Origin of the sequence: Klebsiella sp. JB_Kp042, from assembly GCF_040065275.1 — a bacterium.
Classification (GTDB): Bacteria; Pseudomonadota; Gammaproteobacteria; order Enterobacterales; family Enterobacteriaceae; genus Klebsiella; species Klebsiella quasipneumoniae.
Genome location: NZ_JBEAJL010000014.1, coordinates 48,485 through 68,630 on the forward strand (window position 1 = coordinate 48,485; position 20,146 = coordinate 68,630).

The window sequence follows — 20,146 nt, forward strand, 5'->3', positions numbered from 1 at the left end:
CTGTATTCCTAAATATTGCGGCGAATAATATTGCGTAAATTATCAATCTGCAGAAACAGCGTATCAATATCCTGCCGGTGAGTGGTGCTTTTGGCATATATGGATAGCGCCCGGTTGTAAGTCAGCATCAATGTTTTTTGCACCTCGCTATTGCCAGGCTGGCGCTGTAGTGCGCCTTCCAGCCTGGCAATCTCCTCCGCCAACTGACGGGACTGTTGATCATAATCCTGCAGCGGGGTTTGCTCTTTTTTCCACAACGTTTTCAATGATTCAAACATAGCAAGTTCCCTCCCTGGCGGAAGACAGGGCAACGAAATAGAGAGTGACGGAGAAAACGTTATTTAAATAACGCCATTTTTTCCATTAAGACATCAGTGACAGCCTGGTTGGCGGGAATTAAGAATTTCCGTACGCTGTCATTCACTTTCCCTTTCTCAAACGTCGTTTTACAGCGGTCAACCCACTGCACGTTCATTTCCGTCCCGACGTTCACTTTATTAATCCCTTCGGTGACGGCCAGCCGCATATCCTCATCGCTGACGCCGGTACCGCCGTGCAGTACCAGCGGCACGCCGGTCGCCGCGCTAATCTGTTTCAGCCGCTGGTGCTGTATCTGCGCTTTACCGGTGTAGAGGCCATGCACAGTGCCCACCGAGACGGCCAGCATATCGACCTGGGTCTCCTCCACAAAGCGTTTCGCGTCTTCGACGGTGGTAAAGCAGATATCTTCCGCCGCCACCGCTTTTCCATCCTCTGACCCGCCGATCGCCCCCAGTTCGCCTTCTACCGTAATATTGCGCGGGCGGGCCATCTCCACCACTATTCGCGTATTACCGATATTTTCCTCAAGGCTTAAATGTGAGCCGTCGTACATCACCGACGAAAAGCCCGCGTTCATTGCCGTCTCGATGGCCTTAATATCTGAGCAGTGGTCAAGATGCAGACAGGTTGGAATATTTTCACTGTCCGCTAATGAACGCACGGCGTCGACCAGCAAACGATAGCCGAGGTACTCCGCGGTCCCGGTTGAAATTTGGATCATTAACGGGCTGTGGCTGTTTTGCGCGGCTTTGAAAAATGCCGGTAGCATCTCAATACAGTGCAAGTTAAACGAGCCAATCGCTTTAAAATTTCTCTCTTGGGCGATTTTTAAAATCTCATTGAAATTATACAGACTCATGAACATTTTCCCCTTTCGGCTTAGCGGATTTCCCGTTGACAAACCATGCCAGTGCGGCGACAAACACAATAAATAAGGCGACAAAGAGCCAGTTATTCTGGAAGGCGTGGCCTAATACCAGACCCGAGCTGATGACGTCAGAGTCGCTGAAGGTGACGCCCGTAAAGCCGTAACTCTCCAGCATGGGCACCAGAATGGCCGGCAGAAACGTGATAAACAGACCGTGAATAACCCCGCCGATCATCGCCCCGCGGCGTCCGCCCAGCGCGTTGCCAAATACCCCTGCCGTGCCGCCGGCGAAAAAGTTGGTTAACAGCCCGGGGAGGATCATCGCCAGACCGAACATAGGGAAGATCAGCATGCCGATAATCGAGCCGGCGGTCGTCGCCAGAAATCCGACAATCACCGCATTCGGCGCATAAGGAAACAGTACCGGGCAATCGAGAGCCGGCTTCGCATCCGGAACAATACGCATCGCGATACCGCGAAAGGCCGGCACCAGCTCATTGAGCAATAAACGCACGCCGCTATAGAGGACAAAAACCCCGGCGACAAACTGAATGGACTGCATAAAGGCATACATCAGGTAGTTAATCCCGCCGGAGAACTGCGCGATGTACTGCGGGCCCGCCGCGATAGCCGGGATGAGATACATCGGCACCATCACCACCGCCATGGCCAGATAGGTATCCTGCAGAAACTTAAAGTTATCAGGCAGCTCGAGATCTTCCGTGGAGCGGGAACCTTTGCCGACGACCTTCGCGACGGCGGCCTGCACCAGATAACCGATGGTACAGAAGTGCCCCAGGGCTACGTCGTCAGACCCGGTTATGCGCCTGACCACCGGCTGCGCCAGGGCCGGCATTAACACCGCCATCACGCCGCCGAAGATGCCCCCGGTTAAAATCAGCGGTACGCCGGTGAGCCCGGATTTATAGCCAATCACGGCGCCGATCGTCGCCATCCACAGCAGCGCCTGACCGGTCAGGAAAATATATTTTAGCGGCGTCAGACGGGCGATAATTATATTGACGGCAAAGATCACCAGCAGCGTCAGCGCCACTTCCGAACCTAATTCCCGATTCGCTAACCCGGCGATGGCGGCCACATCGGTAATGTAGCCCTTCATGCCAAACCCCTGGGTGAAGATATCGTTGAGGAAGGTTAGCGTGGCGACAATGATGTTGATCCCGGCCATCATAATTAAGAAGCCGAGCAGCGTTTTAAACGTCCCTTCCGCGGTTTTGCCCGGGGATTTCTTTTGCAGGATCAGGCCAAGCATGGCAATAAAAGCAATAAGAATAGATGCCTGACCAAGTAAATCCTTAACGATAAACGTAACGAAGCTATTCATAATCAGCCACCTTCAGATGACGTTCTTTTAAGAATGCGACGATTTTGGTTTCAATTTCCTCTTTATCCGTAAGTTTATTGAGCACCACGACGCGTTTAATTTCCTCTTCAGTGGCATCGGCGGTTAAGATGTCGGCAAAGGTTTTTTGCGTCAAAATCATATCCGATTTAAAGGCTCCGGCTTCGGATACGGTGGTGTGTTCAATATGAGCGGGAATTTCCAGCTTTTTTAAAACTGCCTTCGCCGTCATTTCAATGGCAAAGCTTGAACCGAGGCCGCAGCCACATACGCATAAAATTTTCAGCATGGAGGGTCTCCTCAAATAATATTGAGTTGCTTGGCAAGTTTATAATGATGTCCTTCAGTATCGACCAGACGTTTTTTCATACTGACTAAATCAATCGGAATAGGTTTATTACTGGAATTAATTATTATGGCTTTATTTTTCATACCTGACTGAATACAGCGAACCACCTCACTGGCCATAATGGTGCCCTGATAAATCTCTTCACAGGTCGGTTCACCGCTGCGTAAGCCATAGCCGACAATCGTTTTACGGATACGGACGCCAATTTGCGGTTCCAGCTGTTTGATCATGGTATCAATCGCTCCCTGAAAGCCGGGAGAGTACTCTTTGGTGTAGCCTTCTGAGCAGAGGATAACGACGCTGTTCTGCATGCTCAGCTTCCGGGTAATCCGTTCCGCAAGCATGGCCAGCGGCATCTGCGCCTCCGGGATCAGGGCAATATCCGCATTGCATTTAATGGCGGACTGTAACGTTAGTTCTCCACAATAACCTCCTAATATCTCAACCATAAAAACCCGCCCCGGCAGCGCTCTTCCGGTATTTCTTAAACGGGAGACTTCTTTAATAATCTGCTCGCAGGCCGTGGAAAAACCAATCGTATAATCACTGCCATACACATCATTATCGATAGTCATTCCCACGCCAAAGCAATTAATATCAAATTCACTTAGGGTATTGAGAAACTGCAGGCTGCCATCCCCCCCGGCCATAATAAGCACATCAATACGCAACGATTTAAGTTTTTTAGCAATCATTTCATATTCGCTGCGCTGCAGTTTGCGACTGGTGCGTCCGGAGGTAATGATCGGCACAGCGGTAATAGAGAAATCAACCAGATCGCGCCAGGCGATATCCTGATGATTTTTCTCCAGCAGGCCAGGAATACCGCCATTAAACAGCGTGATCTCGGCATCAGCCTGCCTGGCAATCTGGAATATAAAATTATTCATTCCCGAAACATCCCCGCCGCTAATAACGATGCCAATTTTCATGACGCTTCCTCGCTCATTTGCCTGACAACATTTTTCCCTGACTGCAAGACTTCTATTTGCAATGGAGATCACATAATGCGTATTAAATTAGGTCCGTGAATAGTTGACAGGAGTGATATCACGCTTATTTTTGTGATAAACATCTCATTAAAAGAGAGTGATCTTCATCGCTTTCTGGTTTTAATATCTTTATATTTCATAGCGTTAAAACATCGAGATATTCAGCATTGAAGATGTTTCATTTGCGGTAATAATGGGGATTTAAGAAAAGAACGGAAACGTGAGTACTGCCACATTTTTTTCGCGGCGGTGGGAAATAGTGACTGTTTTTTGCCAAAGCGGAAACAAAAAAAGCGCCCTGAGGCGCTCTTTCGACAGTAGCGTTACGCTTATTTGTTCAGCTCCGCAGTCATATGCACGCGGTTGCCGGTAAACGCTTCGGTAATTTTGTAAGACGAAGCGCCTGCTGCCTGGGCCTGTGCGGCGATTTTCGCTTCCGCGCCGTCCATCGTTGTCGCGGTAGCGGTGACGGTTTCAGCAGCGAAGGAAGCAAAAGAGGCGGCCATAGCGATTACTGCGACAAAAGTTTTGATGCTTTTCATGAGATAAACCCTTTCATTTAGTTGTTTAGATAAGGCGTTGTGCCTTGATGTGTTAAATAGTAGCCCGCACATCACCAAACAAAAAGCGGAAGGATTTGCTGTCATTGTTCAAATTTACTGATCAACTTTTAACCCGCATTCAAACGCTGCGGGTGGGTGTAGATCGTCGCCCTGCCCGGCTTGCAAAAGCCCACCAGCGTCAGGTTGCAGCGCTCGGCGACTTCCACCGCTAAGGTGGTAGCTGCTGATACCGCGAACAGGATCTCGACGCCGCACATCGCGGCTTTCTGCACCATTTCATAGCTGGCGCGGCTGGATACCAGCGCGGCGCCAGGCAGCCAGCCCTCGCCGATTTCCGCCCGCCGGCCGAGCAGTTTATCCAGCGCCACATGCCGGCCGACGTCTTCAAAACCGCCCGCCAGTTCGCCCGTCGACCGGACCCAGGCGGCCGCGTGGGTGCAGCCGGTGAGTCGGCCGATCGGTTGAAAGTCGTTAAGATGCGCCAGAGCCTGGTCGAGGTTGGCGAGATCGAACGTCTGGGTGAACGGCAGCGGCTGGACCGGCTTACCAATATCATTGAGCTGCTCGACGCCGCATACCCCGCAGCCGGTGCGCCCGGCCAGCGCGCGTCGCCGGGCTTTGAGCCCCATAAAACGCCGGCTGGAGAGTTCAATCTGCACCTCAAGGCCGTTGCACATCGACACCACGTCCATGCCGAAAATCTCCCGCCGATGCTCAATAATCCCTTCGGATAAGGAGAAGCCGACGGCGAATTGCTCGAGGTCTTTCGGCGTGGCCATCATCACTACGTGGGAGATACCGTTGTAGACCAGCGCGACGGGGACCTCTTCCGCTAACTCATCTGGCTGAGGGTGTTGCAGATCCTCGCGCTTCCAGAGGGAGACCTGGCGATATCCTGTGATATTCGTCACATTTTCGATTTGTTCGAGAGGCTTCTTGTTCACTTTGCTTTAACCGTATTGGAACAGGCATACACACAATGTGGTATTCTGTTTTTATCCCTTCAGGAATGAGGGAAATATGCCCTAATTCTGAACCTTTGCGGCTTTCACCGCAAAGCAAATAACTACATGTGACAATGTCGAAACAAGGAGCGAACCATGCAGGTCAGCAGAAGGCAGTTCTTTAAGATCTGCGCTGGCGGTATGGCGGGAACCACGGCAGCAGCGCTGGGCTTTGCCCCGGCAACTGCGCTCGCGGAGACACGGCAGTACAAATTGCTGCGCACACGCGAAACCCGTAACACCTGCACATACTGTTCTGTCGGCTGTGGGCTGTTGATGTATAGCCTCGGCGACGGCGCAAAAAACGCCAAAGCATCCATATTCCATATCGAAGGCGATCCGGATCATCCGGTTAACCGTGGTGCGCTCTGTCCGAAAGGGGCCGGTCTGGTGGACTTTATCCATTCTGAAAGCCGCCTGAAATTCCCGGAATATCGCGCGCCAGGCTCCGATAAATGGCAGCAAATCAGCTGGGACGAAGCCTTCGATCGCATCGCGAAGCTGATGAAAGAGGACCGCGACGCCAACTTTATCGCGCAAAACGACGCCGGCACCACCGTCAACCGCTGGTTGACCACCGGGATGCTGTGCGCCTCCGCTTCCAGTAACGAAACCGGCTATTTAACGCAAAAATTCACCCGCGCCCTCGGGATGCTGGCGGTGGATAACCAGGCGCGTGTCTGACACGGACCAACGGTAGCAAGTCTTGCTCCAACATTTGGTCGCGGTGCGATGACCAACCACTGGGTGGATATTAAGAACGCCAACCTGGTCGTGGTGATGGGCGGTAACGCCGCTGAAGCGCATCCGGTGGGATTCCGCTGGGCGATGGAAGCCAAAATCCATAACGGTGCCAAACTCATCGTTATCGATCCGCGCTTCACGCGTACAGCGTCGGTGGCTGATTTCTATACCCCGATTCGTTCCGGTACCGACATTACCTTCCTGTCGGGCGTGATCCTGTACCTGCTGAATAACGAAAAATTCAACCGCGAATACACCGAAGCCTACACCAACGCCAGCCTGATCGTGCGTGAGGACTACAGCTTCGACGACGGGCTGTTCAGCGGCTATAACGCAGAAAAACGCCAGTACGACAAAACCAGCTGGAACTATGAGCTGGACGAAAACGGCTTCGCCAAACGCGATACCACGCTGCAACATCCGCGCTGCGTCTGGAACCTGCTGAAGCAGCACGTTTCCCGTTATACCCCGGATGTGGTCGAAAATATCTGCGGTACGCCGAAGGCCGACTTCCTCAAAGTCTGTGAATACATTGCCGAAACCAGCGCGCCGGATAAAACCGCGTCGTTCCTGTACGCTCTCGGCTGGACCCAGCACTCCATCGGCACGCAGAACATCCGCACCATGGCGATGATCCAGCTGCTGCTCGGCAACATGGGGATGGCAGGCGGCGGCGTCAACGCCCTGCGCGGCCACTCCAATATCCAGGGTCTGACCGACCTCGGCCTGCTCTCTACCAGCCTGCCGGGCTACATGTCGCTGCCTAACGAAAAACAGGCCGACCTGCAGAGCTACCTGACGGCTAACACGCCGAAGCCGCTGCTGAAAGACCAGGTCAACTACTGGGGCAACTATCCGAAGTTCTTCGTCTCCATGATGAAAGCCTTCTTCGGCGATAAAGCGACAGCAGAAAACAGCTGGGGCTTTGACTGGCTGCCGAAGTGGGATAAGAGCTACGACGTTCTGCAGTACTTCGAGATGATGAATCAGGGCAAAGTGAATGGCTATATTTGCCAGGGCTTTAACCCGGTCGCCTCGTTCCCGAACAAAAACAAGGTCGTCGCTTCCCTGTCGAAGCTGAAGTTCCTCGTGACCATCGACCCGCTCAATACCGAAACGTCCACCTTCTGGCAAAACCACGGTGAGTCGAACGATGTTGAACCGTCGAAAATCCAGACCGAAGTGTTCCGTCTGCCGTCCACCTGCTTCGCCGAAGAGAACGGGTCTATCGTCAACTCCGGCCGCTGGCTGCAGTGGCACTGGAAAGGCGCGGACGCCCCGGGGATCGCTGTCACCGATGGCGAAATCCTCGCCGGTATCTTCACTCGCCTGCGTAAGATGTATGCCGAAGAGGGTGGCCCGGCGCCAGAGCCAGTGCTCAACATGACGTGGAATTACTCCACACCGCATGAGCCGGCGTCGGAAGAAGTGGCGATGGAAAGCAACGGTAAAGCGCTGGCGGATATTACCGACCCGGCGACCGGCGCGGTGATCGTCAAGAAAGGGCAGCAGCTGAGCTCCTTCGCACAGCTACGCGACGACGGCACGACCTCCAGCGGCTGCTGGATCTTCGCCGGCAGCTGGACGCCGGAAGGCAACCAGATGGCGCGCCGCGATAACGCCGATCCGTCCGGTCTGGGCAATACGCTGGGCTGGGCCTGGGCATGGCCGCTCAACCGCCGCATCCTGTATAACCGCGCCTCCGCAGACCCGCAGGGTAAACCGTGGGATCCTAAACGTCAGTTGCTGAAGTGGGACGGCGCGAAATGGGGCGGCGTGGATATTCCGGACTACAGCGCCGCCGCGCCTGGCAGCGACGTCGGTCCGTTTATCATGCAGCCGGAAGGGATGGGCCGTCTGTTCGCTATCGATAAGATGGCGGAAGGACCGTTCCCGGAACACTACGAGCCGTTTGAAACGCCGCTCGGGACTAACCCGCTGCACCCGAACGTGGTCTCTAACCCGGCCGCTCGCGTCTTCAAAGGCGATCTCGAGCAGATGGGCAAAGCGGAGAAATTCCCGTACGTCGGCACCACTTACCGCCTGACCGAACACTTCCACTACTGGACCAAGCACGCGCTGCTTAACGCCATCGCGCAGCCGGAGCAGTTTGTGGAGATCGGTGAAAAACTGGCGAATAAGCTTGGCATCAGCCATGGCGATACCGTCAAGGTCTCCTCCAACCGCGGCTACATCAAGGCCAAGGCGGTGGTGACCAAACGTATTCGCACGCTGAAAGTGGACGGTAAGGATATCGATACCATCGGCATTCCTATTCACTGGGGCTATGAGGGCGTGGCGAAAAAAGGCTTTATAGCCAATACCCTGACGCCGTTCGTCGGTGATGCGAACACGCAGACGCCGGAGTTCAAAGCTTTCCTCGTGAACGTGGAAAAGGTGTAACGGAGACGACTTATGGCTTATCAATCGCAAGATATTATTCGTCGTTCCGCGACTAACGGCTTCACTCCCGCGCCTCAGGCGCGGGACCACCAGCAGGAGGTGGCGAAGCTTATCGACGTCACCACCTGTATCGGCTGCAAAGCCTGTCAGGTGGCCTGCTCCGAATGGAACGATATTCGTGATGAAGTCGGTCACAACGTCGGGGTGTATGACAACCCGGCGGACCTGACCGCCAAGTCATGGACGGTAATGCGCTTCTCGGAAGTGGAGCAAAACGACAAGCTGGAATGGCTCATCCGCAAAGATGGCTGCATGCACTGCGCCGATCCGGGCTGCCTGAAGGCCTGCCCGTCAGAAGGCGCGATCATTCAGTACGCCAACGGCATCGTCGATTTCCAGTCCGAGCAGTGCATCGGCTGCGGTTACTGTATCGCCGGCTGTCCTTTCGATGTGCCGCGTCTGAACCCGGAAGACAACCGCGTCTACAAATGTACCCTGTGCGTAGACCGCGTCACCGTCGGCCAGGAACCGGCCTGCGTGAAAACCTGCCCAACCGGCGCCATCCACTTTGGCTCCAAAGAGGATATGAAAACGCTGGCCGGCGAGCGCGTGGCTGAGCTGAAAACCCGCGGTTACGACAATGCGGGCCTGTACGATCCGGCCGGCGTCGGCGGCACCCACGTCATGTACGTGCTGCACCATGCCGACAAGCCGAATCTGTACCACGGCCTGCCGGAAAACCCGGAGATCAGCCAGACCGTCAAGTTCTGGAAAGGCATCTGGAAACCGCTGGCGGCCGTCGGCTTCGCCGCGACCTTCGCAGCCAGTATCTTCCACTACGTCGGCGTCGGTCCGAACCGCGCGGAAGAGGAAGAGGACAACCTGCATGAAGAGAAAGACGAGGTGCGCAAATGAAACGACGTGACACCATCGTGCGCTACACGGCGCCGGAACGCATCAACCACTGGGTCACCGCCTTCTGCTTCATCCTGGCGGCGGTAAGCGGGTTAGGCTTTTTCTTCCCGTCCTTTAACTGGCTGATGCATATCCTCGGCACGCCGCAGCTGGCGCGAATTCTCCACCCATTCGTCGGGGTGGTGATGTTCGCGTCGTTCATCATCATGTTTTTCCGTTACTGGCACCACAACCTAATCAATCGGGATGATATCTTTTGGGCGAAGAATATTCGTAAGATCGTCGTCAACGAGGAGGTGGGCGATACCGGGCGCTATAACTTCGGCCAGAAATGCGTATTCTGGGCGGCGATTATCTTCCTGGTACTGCTGCTGGTGAGCGGTGTGATCATCTGGCGTCCGTATTTTGCGCCGGCTTTCTCAATCCCGGTGATCCGATTTGCGCTGATGCTGCATTCATTTGCCGCAGTGGCGTTAATTGTGGTTATCATGGTGCATATCTACGCCGCCCTCTGGGTGAAAGGCACCATTACCGCGATGGTGGAAGGCTGGGTCACCAGTACGTGGGCGAAGAAACATCACCCGCGCTGGTACCGAGAGGTCCGCCAGAAACAGGAAAAGTCATCTGAATGAGTATTCGCATAATCCCGCAAGACGAGCTGGGTTCGAGCGAGAAACGCACGGCGGAAGCCATTCCGCCGCTACTGTTCCCCAGACTGAAAAATTTGTATAACCGCCGTGCAGAACGCCTGCGCGAGCTGGCCGCCAACAACCCGCTGGGCGATTATCTGCGCTTTGCCGCGCTGATCGCCCATGCCCAGGAAGTGGTGCTGTACGACCATCCGCTGCAGATGGATCTCACCGCCCGCATTAAAGCGGCCAGCGAACAGGGCAAGCCGCCGCTGGATATCCACGTCCTGCCGCGCGACAAACACTGGCATAAGCTGCTGCACTCGCTGATTGCCGAGCTGAAGCCGGAGATGAGCGGCCCGGCGCTGGCGGTGATTGAGAATCTGGAAAAAGCCTCTGAGCAGGAGCTGGAGCAGATGGCCAGCGCGCTGTTTGCTTCCGACTTCGCCTCGGTCAGCAGCGATAAAGCGCCGTTCATCTGGGCCGCGCTGTCGCTCTACTGGGCGCAGATGGCCAGTCTGATCCCCGGGAAAGCGCGCGCCGAATACGGCGAACAGCGCCAGTTCTGCCCGGTGTGCGGCTCGATGCCGGTCTCCAGCATCGTGCAGATCGGTACCACCCAGGGGCTGCGCTATCTGCACTGCAATCTGTGCGAAACCGAGTGGCACGTGGTACGCGTCAAATGTAGCAATTGCGAACAGAGCCGCGATCTGCACTACTGGTCACTGGACAACGAGCAGGCTGCGGTGAAAGCTGAAAGCTGTGGCGACTGCGGAACCTACCTGAAGATTATGTATCAGGAGAAGGATCCAAAAGTCGAAGCCGTCGCCGACGATTTGGCATCCCTGGTACTCGACGCCCGCATGGAGCAGGAAGGCTTCGCCAGAAGCTCAATAAACCCGTTCATGTTCCCCGGCGAAGGGGAGTAAGTTCTCATCAAACCGGGAAGCACTTGCGACCCGGTCTTTCAATGCGTTTCTATAAAGATCATCTTGCTACGCCATTGGCTTACAGTAATCGAATCAGGCTCGTACAGCTACCAGTCACACATTACAAGTGCCAAACCGCAGTATCCAGCACCTCGGCCGGCGTTCACGCATTTTTGCGAGCCGCTTTCCAGAACGTAAAGGCGATCTCATCAAGTCTGTCTTTTCGCCATAATCCAGGCTATAACACTGGATATTAAAACAGTATAAGGAACTTCACATGGCGCTGGAAAAAGGGATTGCTTCGCTGGTTGAGGCGTTTATTGCGGCAGAGCGTCCGTCATCACGCGTTCAACATATTGATGATCGGAGAGCCGGCTATATCGCCAGCGCGGTGCTCGCCGGGGAGATGGAAACCAGAGTGCGGGTGGAGGATATCACGCTGGAGGGGATGAACTTCCGCATCGTTTCACCACCCACCGCTAGCGGCTTGTTGCCGACACTTATCTACTACCACGGCGGCTGTTTTGTCAGCGGCGGCTTTGCCACCCACGACAATCAGCTCCGTCAGCTAGCCTGGTTCAGCGGCTGCCGGGTGATCGCCGTGCAGTACCGCCTGGCGCCGGAGCATACCTTTCCGGCAGCGCACGATGACGCAGAACAAGGTGTCATGATTATCCACCGACACGCGGAGCAGCTTGGCGTTGACGCATCACGCATCACCCTGGCTGGCGACAGCGCCGGCGGGCACCTCGCTCTGGTAACGGCCCTGCGCCTGAAAGCGAATACGGCGTGGCAACCCGCGCAACTGATTCTGATTTATCCCATGCTTGACCCCACCGCCAGCATGGCGAGCTACGTCAGCAACGGCGCTGACTATGTGATTACCCGGGACACACTGCTGAGCGGCTATGAAATGTACCTCGCCTCGACGCCGGCGAACCATCCGGATGCCAGTCCGCTCTGGCGCGACGATTTTCACGGTCTGCCGCCGGTGCATATTCTGACGGCGGAGTTCGATCCTTTACGCGACGAGGGCGAAGCGCTGCATCGAAGGCTGATGGCGCAAGGGGTGGAGAGTTCCTGTCAGCGCTATCTGGGGGTGATCCACGGCTTCTTTCAGCTGGGGGGGATCAGCCGCGCCGCGCGAGAGGCCATGCGGGATATCGCCTGGCGCGTAGCATCGCCAGGACGATAACCGCCCGGGGCTACTCTTCCTCGTTGCCGCCCTCTTCGTAAGAGCCAAAGGGCTTCGCCGGCAGCACGATGTAGATCCCCTCGAATACGGCGCCCTGTTTATCGTCGCCAAAAAGCTCCACCTGCATTTGCACGCGGGCTTTACGCCCACGCGCCAGACGGTCAAGATCGCCGCTCAGAGAACCGAGGTCGGCAATGGCGCTGGGGCGGCCGCTAATGGGCTGACTGTAGCGGATGTGCGCATCCGCCAGAATGATGGTGCCCCCCAGGTGCCGCTCGCGCAGCATCAGCCAGATAAGCCCCCATCCGGTTAAGGTGGCGAGCGAGAACAAGCTGCCGGCAAACAGCGTGTGGTGCGGATTCTGATTCCCCGCTTCCGGCATGGTAGTAATAAATTTCTGCCCGGTGTACTGCTGAATGCGCACGCCCATCTTTTCACTCAGCGGGATATGCTGATACCACGCCTGCTGTAGCTGCGCGCACCAGTCGCCGCGGTGGAGAATATCGTCCAGCGACGCGACCGGTTTAATCATCAGGAAATGACGGATCGGCGTGGTGGTCGGGGTAGTAATCTCCCCCTGATTGACAAAGCCGAGCTTGGCGAAAAACTCCACCGCATCTTCGCGAGCGCTACAGGTGACCCGCTTAACCCCTTCCTGACGCGCGACGGACTCGAGGGTCATCGCCATCAGCGTACCCAGCCCTTTATCCTGCACCGAGGGATGAACGGCCATAAAGCGAATGGAAGCTTCATTCTCCGCATTGATATATAGCCGGCCGACGGCCACCAGGTTGCCCTCTTCATCCACCACCATCTGATGATGCGCCATCGCATCCCAGGCGTCACGTTCCGAACCCTTAGGCTGATGCAGCGGCTTACGCAGCATTTCCCAACGGAACTGATAGTAGCTCTCTAACTCTTCTGCTGTTTGCGGTACACGAAGGTGATACATAGTCGTACTCTCTTTTGTTACCCGCAGCCTGCCCGGAAGCTGGGTCATACCTGCAACCAAAAGGTCACGGGACCATCATTGACCAAAGAAACCTGCATATCCGCAGCGAATCTTCCGGTCTGGGTGTTCATTTCCTGCTGGCGACAGCGGGCGACAAAATACTCATACAGCGCCTCAGCGCGGTCCGGAGCAGCGCCTTTCGAGAAGCTCGGCCGCATCCCCCGCTCGGTATCGGCCGCCAGCGTAAATTGCGAAACCACCAGCACGCTGCCGCCCGCCTGCTGAACATTCAGGTTCATTTTCCCCTCCGCATCGCTGAAGATGCGGTAGCCCAGCACGCGCTCGCAGAGGCGATTCGCTTTTTGTTCATCATCGTCTTTTTCGACCCCCAGCAGCACCAGAAGCCCCGGGCCAATTTCGCCCGTCACTTCGTCCGCCACGGTAACGCTTGCACGGGATACGCGTTGAATTAATGCAATCATGGTTGTTCTGTTTCTTCTGTTTTAAGTTTGCGGTATTCACCGAGAGTGACAGTAATTTCAGCGCCAAGCAAGACGATACACCAGGTCCAGTACACCCAGACGAACAAAATCGGCACCACCGAAATCACGCCATAAATGAGCTGATAGGACGGAAAGGTGGTGATATAGAGGGCAAACGCTTTTTTACCTGCCTCGAACAGCAGCGCCGCCACCAGCGCCCCGATCACCGCGTCGCGGTTACGCACCTGGGTGGTGGGTACAATACTGTAGAGCAGCCAGAATGCTGCCCAGGAGAGGATCAGCGGGAAAAGGCGGAGCAGATTATCAATTACGCCGTCCAGGTCGCTTGCCCAGCGCAGCGACAGCAGATAGGAACTGATCGCCAGGCTGGCGCCCGCCAGCAGCGGGCCAAGGGTCAGGATCATCCAGTAGACGGCAAAGGAGTAAACTTTGGGCCGGCTGCGCGTGCTGCGCCAGATGGTGTTTAGCGCGCTGTCGATCGAGTACATCAGCAGCAGCGAGGTCACGATCAGGCCAAAGGCGCCTACGGCGGTCATGCGGCTGGAATTGGCGACGAACTGCTCGATATATCCCTGGATCACATCCCCGGTCGCCGGAATAAAATTGGCGAAGATAAAATGGCGGATCTGCACGCTGACTTCGGAGAACATGGGGAAGGCCGCAAACAGCGCGAACACGACGGCAATCAGCGGCACCAGGGACAGTAATGACACATAGGCGAGGTTCCCCGCCAGGGTGGTCATATGGTCTTCATCAATACGCCGCCACAGCAGCTTAAGCCACGCCAGCAGCGGCCGGGTATGGTGGAGTAATTTTTGATGAACGGTTCTTAGCATAGCTGTTTCGCGAAATAGTCAGGGATGGTCTTCTTCCCGGTCACCAGAATACTGGTGATCCCCAACCGGTTAGCCCCTGCTATATTATCGACGTTATCATCAAAAAAGACCGTATCTGCGGCGGAAAAACCCTCATCTTCCAGTACTCGCTGATAAATTTGCGCTTCAGGCTTACGCATTCCCATCTCCTGAGACAGATAGATGCGATCGGCGGCAGCGCGCACTTCCGGGTATTCATCCGGCCAGAACGTGGTGTGAAGACGATTGGTATTGGAGAGCACCACCACGCGATGGCCCTGGGCACGCAGTTTTTGCATGATCGCAATCACTTCCGGACGCAGCGCGACAAACACCGCCTGCCAGCCGTGAGCAAACTGCTCATAGCTGAGGGACATATTCATTTCATGGCACATGGCGGCGGCAAAATCTTCATCGCTGAGCTCGCCGCGCTCATGCTGATGGAAAGCCTCTCCCATGGTGAAATGCTGCTTCAGCGTCGCCAGCGGGATGCGGGTTAAATCGCTCCAGGCCCCCAATACCCGGTTGAAGTCAATGTCGACAATCACATTACCTAAATCAAAGATATAGAGCATTTTCGTCTCCTTCCGCGCCGTGGAAAATTAACTTTAGCGGGAAAGGCAGGATTTGACTATTGGCGTGTGATGCAGGAATCAAAAAAAGAAACCCCGCCGGAGAGGCGGGGTTTTACGAACAAAAAGAAGAATAAATTACTCTTCTTTTGCACCGCGCATCGCGCGTTTACGGTCGTTCTCGGTCAGGTGACGTTTACGGATACGGATAGAGGTCGGAGTGACTTCTACCAGTTCGTCGTCATCGATGAACTCCAGAGCCTGCTCCAGGGTCATCTTAACCGGCGGAACCAGAACCGTGGCTTCGTCAGTGCCGGACGCACGCATGTTGGTCAGTTTCTTACCGGTCAGGCAGTTTACCGTCAGGTCGTTAGAACGGCTGTGAATACCGATGATCTGGCCTTCGTAAACTTCCGCACCGTGACCGAGGAACAGCTTACCGCGATCCTGCAGACCGAACAGGGCGAACGCTACCGCTTTACCCTGACCGTTGGAGATCAGCACGCCGTTGTTACGCTGGCCCACTTCGCCCGGACGGACGTCGTCGTAGTGGCTGAAGGTGGAGTACAGCAGACCGGTACCGGAGGTCATGGTCATGAACTCTGAACGGAAGCCGATCAGACCGCGGCTTGGGATCACGTAGTCGAGACGTACGCGGCCTTTTCCGTCCGGATTCATGTTTTTCAGGTCGCCTTTACGCTCGCCCAGCGCCTGCATAACAGAACCCTGGTGCTGCTCTTCGACGTCCAGCGTCACGTTCTCGAACGGCTCTTGTTTACGGCCGTCGATTTCACGGAAGATAACTTTCGGACGGGAAACCGCCATCTCGAAACCTTCACGACGCATGTTTTCAATCAGAACGGACAGGTGCAGTTCACCACGGCCGGAAACGCGGAACGCATCAGCGTCTTCGGTTTCTTCAACGCGCAGCGCCACGTTGTGCACCAGCTCTTTGTTCAGTCGGTCCAGAATCTGGCGAGAGGTAACGAACTTACCTTCTTTACCGCAGAACGGAGAGGTGTTGACGTTGAAGAACATGGAAACGGTCGGTTCATCGACGGACAGGGCCGGCAGCGCTTCGACATTCTGCGGGTCGCAGATGGTGTCGGAGATGTTCAGCTCGCCCAGACCGGTGATCGCGATGATGTCGCCAGCTTCAGCTACGTCGCTCTCGATACGCTCAAGACCCAGGTGGGTCAGCACTTTACCGACTTTACCGTTACGGGTTTTGCCTTCGCTATCGATGATGGTGACCTGCTGGTTCGGCTTCACTTTACCGCGTTTGATGCGGCCGATGCCGATGACGCCAACGTAGTTGTTGTAGTCCAGCTGGGAGATCTGCATCTGCAGCGGACCATCAAGGTCAACGTCCGGCGCCGGCACGCGATCGACAATCGCCTGGTACAGCGGGGTCATGTCTTCAGCCATGTCTTCGTGGTCCAGACCCGCGATACCGTTCAGCGCGGACGCGTAAACGATCGGGAAGTCCAGCTGTTCGTCGGTCGCGTCGAGGTTAACGAACAGGTCGAACACCTGATCGACAACCCAGTCCGGACGCGCGCCCGGGCGGTCAACTTTGTTGATGACCACGATCGGCTTCAGACCGTGGGCAAAAGCTTTTTTGGTCACGAAGCGCGTTTGCGGCATCGGGCCATCAAAGGCATCTACCACCAGCAGCACAGAGTCAACCATGGACATAACACGCTCAACTTCACCTCCGAAGTCGGCGTGCCCTGGGGTATCAACGATGTTGATACGGTAATCATTCCATTTGATTGCGGTGTTTTTCGCGAGGATGGTAATCCCACGCTCTTTCTCCAAATCGTTGGAGTCCATCACACGTTCTTGTGCTTCAGTACGTGCGTCGAACGTACCGGATTGCTGTAGCAGCTTGTCAACCAGGGTAGTTTTACCATGGTCAACGTGCGCGATGATGGCGATATTACGCAGATTTTCGATCACAACTTTGCCTCAGGCATTAGAAATAGCGCGTTATTGTACACGTATTAAGCGAAGGACTGAACAGGATCACAAACATCCTCCGCAAACAAGTATTGCAGAGTTTCTTTGTGACCGCTTTCACGGAGCGATAAAAGGGCACCGTAACAAAAATTGCACCAAAATGGTGCTCAATGTTCACACTGAGGCACTATTTTGGTGCATTATCTCCATCATGGTGCAGTCCTTTTGCACTATGGTGCGCATGATACAGCGTTTTATAGGGCATTTAAAAGTTGGCACAGATTTCGCTTTATATTTTTTAAGGCAACAACGCCACTTTTAAGCAGTATGAAGTTTTCGTTACCACGACGACAATGACCAATCCGGGAGAGTTTAAGTATGTCCGCTGAACACGTTTTGACGATGCTGAACGAGCACGAAGTGAAGTTTGTCGATCTGCGCTTCACCGATACCAAAGGTAAAGAACAGCACGTCACGATTCCGTCTCATCAGGTAAATGCCGAATTCTTCGAAGAAGGCAAAATGTTTGATGGCTCCTCGATTGGTGGCTGGAAAGGTATCAACGAATCTGACATGGTCCTGATGCCGGACGCTTCCACCGCGGTCATTGACCCGTTCTACGAAGAACCGACCCTGATCATCCGCTGCGATATCCTCGAGCCAGGCACCCTGCAGGGCTATGACCGTGACCCGCGCTCCATCGCGAAACGCGCTGAAGAGTACCTGCGCGCCACCGGCATCGCTGACACCGTCCTGTTTGGGCCAGAACCAGAATTCTTCCTGTTCGACGACATCCGTTTCGGCGCCTCTATCTCCGGCTCCCATGTCGCGATCGATGACATCGAAGGTGCGTGGAACTCCTCCACCAAATACGAAGGCGGTAACAAAGGTCACCGTCCGGGCGTGAAAGGGGGTTACTTCCCGGTTCCGCCAGTAGACTCTTCTCAGGATATCCGTTCCACCATGTGTATGATCATGGAAGAGATGGGCCTGGTTGTTGAAGCTCACCACCACGAAGTGGCTACCGCAGGTCAGAACGAAGTGGCAACCCGCTTCAACACCATGACCAAAAAAGCGGACGAAATTCAGATTTACAAATACGTTGTTCACAACGTCGCTCACCGCTTCGGTAAAACCGCGACCTTTATGCCGAAACCGATGTTCGGCGACAACGGTTCCGGTATGCACTGCCATATGTCTCTGGCGAAGAACGGCACCAACCTGTTCTCCGGCGACAAATACGCAGGTCTGTCTGAGCAGGCGCTGTTCTACATCGGCGGCGTAATCAAACACGCTAAAGCCATCAACGCCCTGGCGAACCCGACCACCAACTCCTACAAGCGTCTGGTCCCGGGTTACGAAGCGCCGGTTATGCTGGCTTACTCTGCCCGTAACCGCTCTGCCTCCATCCGTATTCCGGTGGTGACCTCTCCGAAAGCGCGTCGTATCGAAGTGCGCTTCCCGGACCCGGCTGCCAACCCGTACCTGTGCTTTGCGGCGCTGCTGATGGCTGGCCTCGATGGTATCAAGAACAAAATCCATCCGGGCGAAGCAATGGACAAAAACCTGTACGACCTGCCGCCGGAAGAAGCGAAAGAGATCCCGCAGGTTGCCGGTTCTCTGGAAGAAGCCCTGCAGGCCCTGGATGCTGACCGCGAGTTCCTGACAGCTGGCGGCGTCTTCACTAATGACGCTATCGATGCTTACATCGCCCTGCGTCTGGAAGAGAACGACCGCGTACGCATGACTCCGCATCCGGTTGAGTTCGAACTGTACTACAGCGTCTAATTTTGCTGTAAATCCAGGGTATGTCGTGTTGTGGCGCGGGATACCCGGGATATTTTGTTGCCGTGGAAACTTTCAGCCCATCTCAGGATGGGCTTTTTTCTCCACCAACACGCTGATCTCGCGAGCTTTTTACCGATAAAAAGCTATACTGCACTAAATTGGTGCACTCTTTTTCAGGAGACTGTCGAATGGCAACAGGCACACTGCCCGATGCTGGGCAGATCCTTAACTCTCTTATCAACAGTATCTTACTGGTCGATGACGACCTGGCGGTGCACTTTGCCAATCCTGCGGCCCAGCAGCTGCTGGCGCAGAGTTCGCGCAAACTGTTTGGCACCCCGTTACCTGAGCTGTTGAGCTATTTCTCATTGAATATCGGGCTGATGCAGGAGAGTCTGCAGGCGGGCCAGGGTTTTACCGATAACGAAGTGACGCTGGTTATCGATGGCCGCTCGCATATCCTGTCGCTGACCGCCCAGCGGCTGCCGGAAGGCTTTATTCTGCTGGAAATGGCGCCGATGGATAACCAGCGCCGCCTGAGCCAGGAGCAGCTGCAGCACGCGCAGCAGGTCGCCGCCCGCGATCTGGTCCGCGGCCTGGCGCACGAGATTAAAAACCCGTTAGGCGGCCTGCGCGGCGCGGCACAGCTGCTCAGCAAAGCCCTGCCCGACCCGGCGCTAACGGAATATACCAAAGTGATCATCGAGCAGGCCGACCGGCTGAGAAATCTGGTCGATCGCCTGCTCGGGCCACAGCATCCGGGCATGCACGTTACCGAAAGCATCCACAAGGTCGCCGAACGGGTAGTGAAACTGGTCTCGATGGAGTTGCCGGACAACGTGAAGTTGATCCGTGATTACGACCCCAGCCTGCCGGAACTCCCCCACGACCCGGATCAAATTGAACAGGTGTTGCTGAACATCGTCCGTAATGCGCTGCAGGCGCTGGGGCCGGAAGGGGGCGAAATTGTTCTCCGTACCCGGACCGCTTTCCAGCTGACGCTGCACGGGGTGCGTTATCGCCTCGCCGCCCGTATTGACGTCGAAGATAATGGCCCGGGTATTCCGCCCCAGCTCCAGGATACGTTGTTTTATCCGATGGTCAGCGGCCGCGAAGGCGGTACCGGCCTGGGCTTATCTATCGCCCGCAGCCTTATCGATCAGCACTCCGGCAAAATTGAATTCACCAGCTGGCCGGGTCATACCGAATTTTCGGTATACCTGCCTATTCGGAAGTAGAG

The 20,146-nt window shown here is 55.3% G+C and carries 19 protein-coding genes; 7 read left to right on the top strand and 12 right to left on the bottom strand.

Annotated features, from left to right (window positions below; all coding sequences use genetic code 11):
• Positions 1-8 precede the first annotated feature (8 nt).
• The 7 genes from ABLV54_RS04120 to fdhD form a co-directional block, all read right to left on the bottom strand.
• Positions 9-278, bottom strand: a complete 270-nt coding sequence (locus ABLV54_RS04120; RefSeq protein WP_050534187.1) for a hypothetical protein — start codon at positions 276-278, stop codon at positions 9-11.
• Between the two features lie 59 nt (positions 279-337).
• On the bottom strand, positions 338-1,180 hold the full coding sequence (locus ABLV54_RS04125; protein ID WP_032429032.1) for a class II fructose-bisphosphate aldolase: 843 nt from the start codon (positions 1,178-1,180) through the stop codon (positions 338-340).
• A complete protein-coding gene (locus ABLV54_RS04130) occupies positions 1,167-2,534 on the bottom strand; it encodes a PTS sugar transporter subunit IIC (RefSeq protein WP_050534188.1) in 1,368 nt (455 codons plus the stop codon). The genes ABLV54_RS04125 and ABLV54_RS04130 overlap by 14 nt, the downstream gene beginning before the upstream one ends.
• Complete coding sequence (locus tag ABLV54_RS04135; protein ID WP_004203640.1) at positions 2,527-2,841, bottom strand: PTS sugar transporter subunit IIB; 315 nt, start codon at positions 2,839-2,841, stop codon at positions 2,527-2,529. Before ABLV54_RS04135 ends, ABLV54_RS04130 begins: the two co-directional genes overlap by 8 nt.
• Positions 2,842-2,852: 11 nt before the next feature.
• Positions 2,853-3,833 (bottom strand): 6-phosphofructokinase, encoded by a 981-nt coding sequence (locus ABLV54_RS04140; protein WP_032454459.1) that lies wholly within the window; start codon positions 3,831-3,833, stop codon positions 2,853-2,855.
• Between the two features lie 389 nt (positions 3,834-4,222).
• Positions 4,223-4,435, bottom strand: coding sequence for a YdgH/BhsA/McbA-like domain containing protein (locus tag ABLV54_RS04145; RefSeq protein WP_023291501.1), 213 nt, complete (start codon positions 4,433-4,435; stop codon positions 4,223-4,225).
• 128 nt (positions 4,436-4,563) lie between these two features.
• A complete protein-coding gene (gene fdhD / locus ABLV54_RS04150) occupies positions 4,564-5,400 on the bottom strand; it encodes a formate dehydrogenase accessory sulfurtransferase FdhD (protein WP_023291500.1) in 837 nt (278 codons plus the stop codon).
• 156 nt (positions 5,401-5,556) lie between these two features.
• Here fdhD and fdnG point away from each other — a divergent pair, with 156 nt between their 5' ends.
• From fdnG to ABLV54_RS04175, 5 genes are all read left to right on the top strand, one after another.
• On the top strand, positions 5,557-8,607 hold the full coding sequence (fdnG, locus tag ABLV54_RS04155; protein WP_348813689.1) for a formate dehydrogenase-N subunit alpha: 3,051 nt from the start codon (positions 5,557-5,559) through the stop codon (positions 8,605-8,607).
• Positions 8,608-8,619: 12 nt separating this feature from the next.
• Positions 8,620-9,522: a formate dehydrogenase subunit beta gene (gene fdxH / locus ABLV54_RS04160; RefSeq protein ID WP_002882822.1), complete on the top strand. Its 903-nt coding sequence runs from the start codon at positions 8,620-8,622 to the stop codon at positions 9,520-9,522.
• Positions 9,519-10,154 (top strand): formate dehydrogenase cytochrome b556 subunit, encoded by a 636-nt coding sequence (fdoI, locus tag ABLV54_RS04165; RefSeq protein WP_004203632.1) that lies wholly within the window; start codon positions 9,519-9,521, stop codon positions 10,152-10,154. The genes fdxH and fdoI overlap by 4 nt, the downstream gene beginning before the upstream one ends.
• Positions 10,151-11,080: a formate dehydrogenase accessory protein FdhE gene (gene fdhE, locus ABLV54_RS04170; RefSeq protein WP_004203631.1), complete on the top strand. Its 930-nt coding sequence runs from the start codon at positions 10,151-10,153 to the stop codon at positions 11,078-11,080. The genes fdoI and fdhE overlap by 4 nt, the downstream gene beginning before the upstream one ends.
• Positions 11,081-11,357: 277 nt before the next feature.
• Positions 11,358-12,275: an alpha/beta hydrolase gene (locus ABLV54_RS04175; protein WP_048336596.1), complete on the top strand. Its 918-nt coding sequence runs from the start codon at positions 11,358-11,360 to the stop codon at positions 12,273-12,275.
• Positions 12,276-12,285: 10 nt separating this feature from the next.
• Here ABLV54_RS04175 and fabY read toward each other — a convergent pair whose 3' ends face one another.
• From fabY to typA, 5 genes are all read right to left on the bottom strand, one after another.
• Positions 12,286-13,227 (bottom strand): fatty acid biosynthesis protein FabY, encoded by a 942-nt coding sequence (fabY, locus tag ABLV54_RS04180; RefSeq protein ID WP_004178031.1) that lies wholly within the window; start codon positions 13,225-13,227, stop codon positions 12,286-12,288.
• A gap of 44 nt (positions 13,228-13,271) precedes the next feature.
• Complete coding sequence (dtd, locus tag ABLV54_RS04185) at positions 13,272-13,709, bottom strand: D-aminoacyl-tRNA deacylase (RefSeq protein WP_004203627.1); 438 nt, start codon at positions 13,707-13,709, stop codon at positions 13,272-13,274.
• A complete protein-coding gene (locus ABLV54_RS04190) occupies positions 13,706-14,566 on the bottom strand; it encodes a virulence factor BrkB family protein (RefSeq protein WP_004203625.1) in 861 nt (286 codons plus the stop codon). Before ABLV54_RS04190 ends, dtd begins: the two co-directional genes overlap by 4 nt.
• Entirely contained in the window at positions 14,560-15,159 is a 600-nt protein-coding gene (gene yihX, locus ABLV54_RS04195) for a glucose-1-phosphatase (RefSeq protein WP_050534190.1), read from the bottom strand. Before yihX ends, ABLV54_RS04190 begins: the two co-directional genes overlap by 7 nt.
• Before the next feature lie 135 nt (positions 15,160-15,294).
• Positions 15,295-17,118, bottom strand: a complete 1,824-nt coding sequence (gene typA / locus ABLV54_RS04200) for a ribosome-dependent GTPase TypA (RefSeq protein ID WP_023291496.1) — start codon at positions 17,116-17,118, stop codon at positions 15,295-15,297.
• Between the two features lie 378 nt (positions 17,119-17,496).
• On the opposite strand from typA, the gene glnA reads away from it, so the two are divergent.
• Together glnA and glnL are read left to right on the top strand one after the other, a co-directional pair.
• Positions 17,497-18,906, top strand: coding sequence for a glutamate--ammonia ligase (gene glnA / locus ABLV54_RS04205; protein ID WP_004203622.1), 1,410 nt, complete (start codon positions 17,497-17,499; stop codon positions 18,904-18,906).
• Positions 18,907-19,094: 188 nt separating this feature from the next.
• The gene (gene glnL, locus ABLV54_RS04210; RefSeq protein WP_004203621.1) at positions 19,095-20,144 is read left to right on the top strand and encodes a nitrogen regulation protein NR(II); all 1,050 of its coding nucleotides are present in this window, start codon (positions 19,095-19,097) and stop codon (positions 20,142-20,144) included.
• The last annotated feature ends 2 nt before the right edge of the window (positions 20,145-20,146 follow it).